Annotated in this window: 11 protein-coding genes; 9 read left to right on the forward strand and 2 right to left on the reverse strand. The window is 35.7% G+C overall.

Going from position 1 to position 10,402, the window contains the following annotated elements; translation table 11 throughout:
- The 7 genes from DYY65_RS05635 to DYY65_RS05665 all read left to right on the forward strand — a co-directional run.
- Positions 1-708, forward strand: a 708-nt coding sequence (locus DYY65_RS05635; protein WP_201449359.1) for a glycosyltransferase, incomplete at its 5' end; no start/stop codon positions are given.
- Positions 709-871: 163 nt separating this feature from the next.
- Positions 872-1,396, forward strand: coding sequence for an ArsR/SmtB family transcription factor (locus DYY65_RS05640; RefSeq protein WP_236561692.1), 525 nt, complete (start codon positions 872-874; stop codon positions 1,394-1,396).
- Complete coding sequence (locus DYY65_RS05645; RefSeq protein WP_162477006.1) at positions 1,381-1,605, forward strand: hypothetical protein; 225 nt, start codon at positions 1,381-1,383, stop codon at positions 1,603-1,605. Before DYY65_RS05640 ends, DYY65_RS05645 begins: the two co-directional genes overlap by 16 nt.
- Before the next feature lie 467 nt (positions 1,606-2,072).
- Positions 2,073-3,017, forward strand: a complete 945-nt coding sequence (locus tag DYY65_RS05650; RefSeq protein WP_162477007.1) for a transcription initiation factor IIB — start codon at positions 2,073-2,075, stop codon at positions 3,015-3,017.
- An 18-nt stretch (positions 3,018-3,035) separates the two neighbouring features.
- Positions 3,036-5,378 carry an ATP-binding protein gene (locus DYY65_RS12960; RefSeq protein ID WP_201449360.1) on the forward strand — a complete coding sequence of 781 codons (2,343 nt, stop codon included), beginning with the start codon at positions 3,036-3,038 and terminating at the stop codon, positions 5,376-5,378.
- 431 nt (positions 5,379-5,809) lie between these two features.
- Complete coding sequence (locus DYY65_RS05660) at positions 5,810-6,148, forward strand: hypothetical protein (RefSeq protein WP_162477009.1); 339 nt, start codon at positions 5,810-5,812, stop codon at positions 6,146-6,148.
- A 97-nt stretch (positions 6,149-6,245) separates the two neighbouring features.
- Positions 6,246-6,386, forward strand: a complete 141-nt coding sequence (locus DYY65_RS05665; RefSeq protein WP_162477010.1) for a C2H2-type zinc finger protein — start codon at positions 6,246-6,248, stop codon at positions 6,384-6,386.
- A 358-nt stretch (positions 6,387-6,744) separates the two neighbouring features.
- Here DYY65_RS05665 and DYY65_RS05670 read toward each other — a convergent pair whose 3' ends face one another.
- Entirely contained in the window at positions 6,745-7,056 is a 312-nt protein-coding gene (locus DYY65_RS05670; RefSeq protein WP_162477011.1) for a hypothetical protein, read from the reverse strand.
- A gap of 405 nt (positions 7,057-7,461) precedes the next feature.
- Here DYY65_RS05670 and DYY65_RS05675 point away from each other — a divergent pair, with 405 nt between their 5' ends.
- Positions 7,462-8,235, forward strand: coding sequence for a hypothetical protein (locus DYY65_RS05675; RefSeq protein WP_162477012.1), 774 nt, complete (start codon positions 7,462-7,464; stop codon positions 8,233-8,235).
- A 357-nt stretch (positions 8,236-8,592) separates the two neighbouring features.
- The gene (locus DYY65_RS05680; RefSeq protein ID WP_162477013.1) at positions 8,593-9,552 is read left to right on the forward strand and encodes a homocysteine S-methyltransferase family protein; all 960 of its coding nucleotides are present in this window, start codon (positions 8,593-8,595) and stop codon (positions 9,550-9,552) included.
- 305 nt (positions 9,553-9,857) lie between these two features.
- Here DYY65_RS05680 and DYY65_RS05685 read toward each other — a convergent pair whose 3' ends face one another.
- Positions 9,858-10,400 carry a hypothetical protein gene (locus DYY65_RS05685; protein WP_370519304.1) on the reverse strand — a complete coding sequence of 181 codons (543 nt, stop codon included), beginning with the start codon at positions 10,398-10,400 and terminating at the stop codon, positions 9,858-9,860.
- Positions 10,401-10,402 lie beyond the last annotated feature (2 nt).

A 10,402-nucleotide genomic window follows, 5' to 3' on the forward strand; every position in this document is an offset into this window, starting at 1 on the left:
CGGGAAAAAGTTAGAAAGAGCAAAGAGAGTATTGTATCCTCTGATTTTATGTTGGAGAAGATTGGCGGAGGTAAACTTATCTATCATGGGGCTGAACCTTATAGCAACAACATAACCAAGGAAGAAGCTAGAGCAATATTTTCATTGCCTGAACAATCAAAAATTGCCCTAGCAATAGGTTTTAAAACTGCCACAAAAGGTTGGTCGATTTTCGAGAGAATGCGCATACCTCAAGGATGGTCTCTGGTAATAAATTCTTCCAGAAACTATTATTGTATAGAAAGCGACAACTCTGTTAGAATTAAAAGAGGCGATATTATTGACTTGCAAAGAGGCTATCTTAGCGATGAAGAGCTTTCCCTTCTGTTGCGTGCTGTAGATGCAGTTATTCTCCCATATTCTGTCGGTTCATCTTCAGGCGTGATGTTTGATGCACTGGCTCATAACATCCCATTTGTAGCAACAGATCTGGAATTCTTTAGGGAATTTTCATCAAAGGGGCTTGGAATAACTGCAAAAAGAGATCCAAACAAATTTTCAGAAGCGTTGATGAAATTAGAGAAAGATTATCAAAGTTATATTAACGCTATATCTCAATTTAAAGAAAATTTAAGGTGGGACAATGTGGCCAAAAGACATTTGGAGATATACACTCAGATCATAAATCGAACTCAAGTTTCAGTTATACCTGCACATCATAAATTATGAACGTGAAGAATTATTTGATTCAATTAATGAAAGATATGTATCTTAGAATAGTATGGATAAGAACAATAATACCTAAATTAGAGTGTTATTACCACATGGTCAGTAACATACTAAGAGAAGACATACAACAGGATAGAATGAAGAGTAGAAGTACTTGTTAGAGATGTTGGATCCTGATTTAGTTTTAGATGCCATAGGAAATAGCACAAGAAGGAAAATACTAACTACTCTATCAAAAGAACCCATGTATTTTAATCAACTATCTAAGCAGATAGGAATAGGACAACAAGCCATTCTACGTCATGTGCGATCTTTGGAAGAGAGTGGTTTAATTTCTTCGTATGTAGAAAAAAGTAATTTAGCTGCTCCTGACAGAAGATATTATAAATTAAAGTCTGAATTTAGTTTAACTATATCTATGTCTCAGGATGCATTTGGAATTAAAAACTCAAGTATAACAGAATCTAGATGCAACGAATCAAAAAAATTCTATAAGCAGTTTGATTCTACACCTAACGACACAAGCGATGCACTTGTTCATATGCAGTCAAGCCTAGTAGACATAGACGATGAGATTTCTAGTCTAGAATTTCGACTTAATGATCTAAGAGCATTGAGGCAGTTGAATCTCAGACAGCTACATCAAATTTCGGAGGGTACCTGGAGAGAAGGGTGTTATATAATATAGTAGAGGAAGGGGGAAGAATACATGAAGAGAAAGGGAAACAGAAAGGGAATGAAAGAATAGCTAGAGGAAAAAAATCTGGTCGAAGGACAGTGCAAGAAATAGCAAATTCATTAAATGAAAATGAGTATCTGATAAAAGAGTCAATAGCCAAGATTAGAAGGAAGCTAGATGGAAATACTGCTGAAATGCTGCTTGGCAATATACCTTAGGAAAGGCTATTGAAGTTATTAAGTACTGATTGAATAACAAAACATCATGGGTATTGGACATTAGAATATACATTTACATTCTCATTGGATGGAAATCTTATCTGCCTATATTTATATTAGATAGGCAACGTTGTACCGAGTGTCTGTATACATAAGGTGAATGGACATAAAATTATTATAATATAAATCCTACTTGGAATCACAGTGACGCTAGACTAAAGCACTGGTATTGGGTTTGTTTATGGGCTGATAGACTATCTCTAGTAAGTGATTTTCATTTCGATACTTGATACTAGCTTAATTAAGTATTTAAAGGACTATTGAGAGCTTCCTTCTTGATTTTTGGTCTTTGGAAATTAGGAGAGAAGAAGAAGATATATAACTTTTTGAAATAAAAGATTATAAATAGGATTAGTATTACATTATGTTAGATACAATACACATATGTCCAAGAGGCTGATCAAAATATGGTGTTAGCATCAGTTGATAAAAAACAATTTGAAACAACATCATTAGAATCAGTAGTAAATAATCCTAAATGTACACAATGTGGCTCTAAGACAGTCCTTATTACTGACCCTTCTTCTGGAGAAAGAGTATGCCAATACTGTGGTCAAGTGGCTTGTGAAGAAGATATGCAAGCTAGCTTTGAATCGCTCGTTGGTGGTTCAAAGATGGGCCATAAGATGAGAACAAATGTGACTTCATTAACTCATCATGATAGAGGCCTTGCTACAAGAATAGGTCTGATGAATAAGGATGCTAGCGGTCATGTGTTGGATACTGCTATGTCTTCTAGATTTGGGAGATTACGGACATGGGATGCTAGAGTATATGCTAACAGCCCAGATTATAGAAATCTTCAACAAGCATTCAAAAAGCTACTTATTCTAAGAGACAAACTTGGATTATCAGATTCTGTGGTTGAAAGGGCAGCCTATATTTATAGAAAAGCCCACAGAAAAAATCTAATACAAGGTAGAACCGTGTCTTCAATGATAGCAGCAGCGATATACGGATCTTTAAGAGAAATGGGTGCCTCTAGGACATTAAGTGAAATTTCCGAACTTAGTAATGTCAAACGCAAAGAGTTAGCCAAAGCATTCAGAGTCCTTGTTTTTCAACTAGATTTTAAAGTCCCAGCAGCTGACCCAATAAAGCATATTGCAAAAGTTGCAAATAAGGCTAATATAAGTGAGAGAACAAAGCGTCATGCAATCAATATCATGCATTCCCTTATCAAAAAGGGGATTACCATAGGAAAAGATCCTAGCAGTCTTGCAGCGACTGCACTTTACTTGGCTTCTAGAGATACGGGCGAAAATATTAGTCAAAAGAATCTGGCAGCAGCTTCAGGAAAGTCTGAAGTAACTATTAGATTACAACTTAGAGAGCTAAAGAAACGCTATTGACAAGTCTGGTGTCCTAGAGTGTCAGAAAGAATTGAGCAATATAGAAACATACGAAAAAACATTCGCTATTTAATTGGAAAGCATACTGACTATTTGAAAACTTATCAAATAAATAAGAATGAGGATTTTAATGACAAAAGATTCTTTACCAGGCCCAGCTATGATTCTAACTCAAAGAAAAGAGTAGGAGTATTGTCAACTTGTTTTGCCCTTAACTCACTTCTTAACTCTAGAATAGATCTAGTTGAAATAGAACATAGGCTTCTGGAAAATGACAATGTATTTAGGAACTTTGCAAAATATCTGTTAGAAAACGAAGACGCATGGGAAAAATATGAGAATAACCATCCATACTATATTTTTGCCACGTCGTATAGATTAGTCTATTTAAAAAATTTTTTACGCAATACTAATACAAATATTCATACTTTTACAGCCTGTTCTTTGCAAAAAGAGAAAGGTCTTGTTAAATTAATTCGTAGGGCCCTTGATAACCTACTAGGCGAGTTGCAAAGGGATAAAAGAGGTGGTGCTTATAAGCCAGACTATGCTTTTTCAGCATTTTTAGCGTATTGGGCATTAGGTGCTTTATGGGAATGGAGGGAGGATTTACAGGATAATGATAATGCCAATAATGATAATGCCAATAAAGATGACTTCAATCATTCTGGTGGTGGCGATGGTACACAGCTGTTGTCTAAAATGACAAAAAGTTTTCTGATAAAACAAAAAGTGGATGAGATTTTTTATGATATTTATGAATGGGCTGAAAATCAAATATATAGACAGATTACTTTCTATCACACTAATGATTTTGATGGTATAGATCCAATTACTTCTATATACTGTGCAGCCATATACAAAAACTATCATTACTTACGAAATAGGCAGGAATACCATTATGCTGATAGAGTAGGTAAATTCAAAAATCATACGTTGGAGATTTTAGTTGAGCACATTTTGCAAAACCAAAAGGATACCAGCCTATGGAAAAGACTTTCTCCTATAGGCTTTTTAAGTAAAGAACGAAATGTCTACCCTTTCGCATTGACCACCTTATCAATGCTGCTTGGTATGGTGGATCCTTTAAAACATTTTCAACCTTCTGCAGATATCATCCAGGAGGCTATAGATTGGATCTATAAGAATGAAAGAGTCGAGTATCCTTATAGAGTTAACGACCATCCAAGTGTAAACAATGAAATTGACACCTACAGTGGATGGAGATCACCCATACTTTTTAATCCTAATAGTCATCCTGAATGTTGGAGTACATCACTGGTATTCGATTTTCTTCTATCTTTAGATTCTATTTTAGAAAAAAACCTCAGAAAGGAACTGATCAACAAATTCGATACCAAGGAGTTCAATGAAAGAACTAATAGAAATAAATTTTATGATAGACTGGATAGTACGTTCTATTTCAAGGGTAAAGAAAAGAGCCTTAAAAAAACAATTTTCGAATTGATTCTTAAACCAAGGAGAGATCGTGAGCGTAGATTGGTTGACCTACCCAATGCTTTCTTTCTCTATGGACCACCAGGTACCGGAAAAACTAAGCTAACTAGAGACATAGCTTCCTTCTTAGGCTGGTCATTTGTACTAGTTGATACTGCTACGCTTCTAAAGCTAGGTGATGACAAATTCGCCGAATCTATTTCTTCAGTTTTTTCTTATTTGAATGATTTGGATAAAACTGTAGTCCTATTTGATGAAATAGACGAATTTATCAAGGAACGCAAGGAATACAAAGGTTCGCCGGAAAACAGAATATTAACAAATACTTTCCTTACAAAGTTAAATAGCTTGAAGGAAAATAAAAATATTATTTATTTTATTTCAACCAATCATATGGACGAAGTGGATAGTGCAATAAAACGTGAAGGAAGGTTTGATTGCGTATTGTTAGTCGATTATTCATTTAAAAGCGAGTTAAAGAGATTTATAATAAATATCTATTCAAAATATTTTTCTAAGGATCAGGCAGACCCAGATTATAGGAAATTCCTGAGTGGAGTTAATAATATTTTGGAATATCCAAATTTTCATCATAGCTATGATGAATGGAGATATTTCTCTGAAAGCTTTTGTAAAGAAAAAGAAAAGGATCGATCGCTATCAATAGAACAATACTACGCCTCACATTTTATATCCTTAAAATCCTATGATAACACTTCAAACAAGATACAAAGTGATAGTAAATTCTGCATGATATCTGTAAGTATTGAAGATGATCAAATAAACTATCAAAATAGTTTTAATGATGAATTAAGAAGTTGGATTCATAAAGAGAACGAAAAAGACAAAATAGATGACAGAAGTTGGGAGGCTGTAATTAATAAGAGTGTGGTTATTAGCTAGACTATTATTAACCTAAAACTAATAGATATGCAATTCATATCCTAATAGTTACATACAAGAAAGATATATCGAGGTGTATAATGAATAGTAAAGATAAATTGTCTAGTCTGTAAAGGTTCTGGTAAACTGCCAGTTACACAATACCAAAGGCAGAATCTGACGGTGAAGAGACAATAGGGGAGTGTCCTACATGTCAGGGAAAAGGCGAAATAGAACAAAATGAATTATAATAATAATAATGCAAACAATAATTGAGTGAATGATGGCGCTGCTGCATCATACCAGAAATCTCAAAAGAAATTGGCTAGAGCATCCTTTGATCCAAATAACAGGTCATTATTCAGGTCATTATTCATCGAAGCAACCTCTTGAATGTATTATAACCCCAAGACGATAAAATATTATAGCCGATCTTCCAAATTATTATAATTATGACAAAGTACAAACCCAAAAAGAAATCTTCCCTAGATACTGATAATCCTATTCTTAAACGCCTAGATGTGTTTAATTTCGCATCAGATGCATATTTCGGTAAACAGGTATATATCTGCGGTAATCCTGCCTGCCAAGGGTTGATCATGTTCCATAAGAAAGGAAAGAGACCTGTTGTATGTAAACAATGTGGTGAGGAAATCGACTGGGAAGGAGAATTCGTACGTAGAATCAAGGTATGCCCAGTTTGTAATGAAGAATATGAAATGGCTGACTCATTTTGTTATTTCCATACTCCTAAAGTTGAGTTAAAGGAAAGAGAAATAGAAATGCGCTAAAAAACTGAATGATAGCACAACAGCACACCATATAAAATATAAGGTCAACCGCTGATAATTCAAATATATTAACCATGAATGAAATAATAGATTAGATATGTCTGATCCTAATTCTCTTCCTAGTCAAAGTGGAGAGTTTATTTGCAAAATCTGTGGGAGTACATTTTTAACGGTACAGGCCCTTGCAGCACATATAGATTCAGAACATCCAGATGCAGAACAACCAGAGATATTTTAGTCTAGTAGCAATTTAACTACTAGAATAAAAATATATACTTCCAATTGATATCCCCATAAATTCTGAAATGATACCGCCATACTTTTTATCAGCTGAATCAGTATATTGAATAGCATGATTGACGCTCGAATTTGGTTACAAATTCAATAAACTCACCCACTATCAAATCCTTGAGCTAACGCAAATATCTATAAAGGAATATTAACAAATACTTTCTGCATATGGGATCGAAAACTGTTGCTTGGTCAATTCTTGTCATGGGAATTTCACTTGCTCTTGTTATATGGGCATGGATTGGACGCATAGGGCCAACATACTCAGTCGATGTTTTATCTCGTCAACAAGCTATACTTAGACGTCAATATTGATTACCGTACCAACCCATAATCACCAATCCAAAAATACTGCAAACGCGACCTTCTCTTAGAGGTATTAAGACTAGTGCTGCTGTTACTGCTGCCAATACTACTAGCATAACTGCACCAGCAACCAGCTCAAGCCTAAGTAGTAAGACAGTTTTGATTAAACCAGGGGCAGCTAACTCAGCAGACAAAGCATTTTCACCAAATCCTATCAGTATCAAAGTTGGAAGTATTGTTACAGGATATAACGATCCAGATAAAGGGAAAGAATTCGATTCTGGATTATCAACATTACTCACATTTGGCAAAACATTCTCTCATAAGTTTAACACGGCAGGGGTAAAACCATACTTTTGTCAGATTCATCCAACTATGGTAGGAAAGGTTGTTGTATCATAAAAACATGTTGAATAAGTAAAGTGAATAGTTATTGTTGGTTGAAAAGTTGAGATGCATCTTTGCGTTATGAATGGTTTATCCGAGATCATTAGCCGTCTTATATCCACAATTGGGCCAGAACTAGAAATGATTTTATGAACTACTGACCGTTGCGATAGTTAGAAACTTTCGTCATTGGATATTAATTTGTATCTACGTATTAATCATTTCTATAAATATAATCAATCTTTAAACAACGAGATGTTGCAAACTCAAAAAAAGTTTACTTGATTGACTTATATTGTACTAGAATGTCTGAATAATTCCTGTTTAAATTGGAATATAGAAGTAATAGTGCAATATTAGTAATCTTGTTATTGGCAATGGCAACATCCGCTCTAGCCATTACTGGGCTTGACAACGTTGTATATCTAGCTCAAGCCAAAAAATCACATGGCCATTCATCAATAACAACATCATCACAATCAAATAAACCAGGTTCATTTGTACCGGGAACTACTGGGGGTGGATTTGCAGTACAGCCTCCGCCTGGAACAGAACCTCTAACTACCGATACTGCTAACAATTCTGCAGCAGCTCTAGCCATAGCTCATAGGTTAGCAATAACTTCTGTTAATGCTTCCAAGACACAAACAAAACTAGGAACTCCTTGTTTACCCCAGTTAAACAGGTTTATTCTGCCAGTAAAAGAAGCTAGATTTACGGTAATAAAACAATGCGTCACAGTAACTGGTAGGGTTGTCTGGACACACTATTTTAATGATGACGGTGATGCTAATTTCAACATAGTATTAGATCTTCCATACAAAGATATGTTGGGACCTGGCAGCTATTCTAAGGTATTTGCAAGTAAATATCCCGGTGGTCCTGCAATACATGCTGAAACAGTGTGCCAGGGCCCAGTTACAAGCAAGAGCCCCGAGAATGTTGGTGCATGCAATGGATATAATGGACCGAATTTCAAACCTGTTTTGCCAAAAATCGGACAGCATGTGATGGTTACTGGAAGATATCTAATTGAGATGCCTGAGATGCCTGGAGGGATAACTGAATTACATCCTGTATACGGGATAAAAATTCTTCCTTGATTTTAACTTTCTTTACTAATCCGTCGCTAACAACTGCGGACAGCTCATTTTGCAGCATGTAGCATAACATTATATTCTTATACAACGGTTGCAGACTTGTGTCATTAAGATAAAAAACTAATGTAGGCTTATCATTGCTGCAGATTCAAAGTAGAATTTTTATTAAAGCAATATCGAAATAACCATAACTAGCCCGTTGCAATAAGAACATCGTATTATTATCTCTGGCTTTTATACTATTAACACATTAGCCATTATAAAAGGCTCGGAAGCTTCATGGAATATGAGGTAATAGCAGCAACCAAACATGACTACGATTAAATTAAGAACTCATAGTAAACTCCATCTATCCATTACATGACTTCTTATTCATTCACATTCCTTGAAGCTATTAGGCATAGAATCCTGCTGTTTGATGGTGCAATGGGAACAGAAATTCAACGTTTGAACCCTCAACCAGTAGACTTTCCGGAAGGTAAAGACGGCTTTAACGATGGGTTAATACTCAGTAAACCTGAATGGATCAAGCAAATCCACAGAAGTTATCTAAGGGCAGGTGCTGACTGCATAGAAACAAATACGTTCGGAAGTAATCAATTCAAACTGGCTGAATATGGATATGGCGCTCAGACAATCGAGTTTAACAGAAAAGCAGCCACTCTCGCTAGGGAGGTTTGCAATGAATCTGAGTTTACAGACAAGTTAAGGTACGTCATAGGTTCTATGGGCCCCACAGGCTATCTTCCTAGTTCCGACGATCCGGACCTAGGCCAAAAAACCCCGAAACAAATAGAGGAAGCATTTCTGCCGCAGGCCGAAGGACTCATCTTGGGAGGAGTAGACGTTTTATTGATCGAGACTAGCCAGGATATACTGGAGGTTAAACTGGCCATAGAAGCATGTCATGACGCCATCAACAAATTAGGCAAGAAGGTTCCAATTATTGCAAATGTTACACTAGATCAATATGGGAAGATGCTTCTTGGCACAAATATTCAAGCAGCATATACTACCGTAAGCGATATGGGGATTGATGTTTTCGGAATGAATTGTTCAACTGGCCCTTCAGAAATGACACCAAGTGTAAGATGGTTAAATGAACAAGAAGAACTGCCAATATTAGTTGTACCAAATGCCGGTATGCCTATGAACGAGGGAGGTAAAGCTGTATACAAAATGACACCTGCTGAAATGACTGAAAAGCTTGAGGAATTCATTCAAAATTATAGACATGTTAGGATCATAGGAGGATGCTGCGGAACTAACCCACAGCATATAGCTGCTATGCGCAAGATGTTAGATTTGCATGCATACTGAGAACGGTCATGTTAGGTTTTTATTGCAAGCTGAGTTGGTACAGGATAAGATTCTATTTGGTTTTTGTAGTTGATTGCATACGTTTAATCTACTCCTTCACTTAAGTTGGGTGTACATCGCTTAATTACCCTCTCATGTTACTATGTGGTCATTCGATAGGAGATAATGACAACCTTAATATTTAATAGGACTAAATCCATTCATTTGATTTATTTTGTCATTATTTTCGCTAGCTTTCCGAAATATGGATAACTCAGAATAAGATATAATCCATAGCTGATATATTTTGATGTCTTGGTTAGGATCTATTCTTTTTGTAAATATGTCACTATGTAGGTTATGCCACCTGCAATGACTCCTATGCTTAGTAGGCCTGCAAATGTGGCTATTGGTGGAATGAACTGTACCATAATTGCATTATTTGGTGTTAATTTAGCTACTGCAGAAGTACTAGCTCCACTAATGATTACGCCCAATATTCCAGAACCAATTAACCCTGCAAATATCATGGTTAATGTTATAGCAGTCCCACCTACGTTCATTCCAATCAGATGAATCCAGGCTAGCACCTTCCTAAACCCACTAATTCTTTTTGTCATATTGATCTCCAGATGGTTATAAAATACAGCTGTTACCGCTATTGCAACAACTAATATCATATAGAAGATGTAGCCTAGGAAGAACCATTTAGCTGGGCCTTCAAAAGATAAGGAGAGAAACTGAATAATATTAATTGTAGAAGAGAATAGCAACTGAATTGCAACAATTAATAATGTAAGACCTGTGATTATCGCGCCTTGAATTATTGCAGCTATTATGAATCTATTGCCCCAAACACTTGTTGTAATCA

This window comes from Nitrososphaera sp. AFS, assembly GCF_009898475.1.
Classification (GTDB): domain Archaea; phylum Thermoproteota; class Nitrososphaeria; order Nitrososphaerales; family Nitrososphaeraceae; genus Nitrosopolaris.